Origin of the sequence: Sedimentibacter sp. B4, assembly GCF_000309315.1 — a bacterium.
Classification (GTDB): Bacteria; Bacillota; Clostridia; order Tissierellales; family Sedimentibacteraceae; genus Sedimentibacter; species Sedimentibacter saalensis.
Window position 1 is genome coordinate 1 of record NZ_CANG01000337.1, and the last position, 204, is coordinate 204.

Genomic DNA, 204 nt, shown 5'->3' on the forward strand with positions numbered 1-204 from the left:
TCCCTTCGACCGTGAGGTTCGTGAGCGCCAGTTCCGGGACGGCGACCTGCCGCTGCTGTTCTGCTCGCCCACTATGGAACTCGGCGTCGACATCGCCAGCCTCAACGCCGTTGGAATGCGCAACGTGCCGCCGACCCCGGCGAACTATGCCCAGCGCAGCGGTCGGGCCGGCCGGTCGGGCCAGCCGGCCATCGTCGTCACCTA

1 protein-coding gene is annotated in these 204 nt (G+C 69.1%); it reads left to right on the forward strand.

Features of this window, described 5'->3' with window-relative positions; all coding sequences use genetic code 11:
- A partial coding sequence (locus BN358_RS23395; RefSeq protein ID WP_157593388.1) for a helicase-related protein occupies nt 1-204 on the forward strand: 204 nt, incomplete at both ends.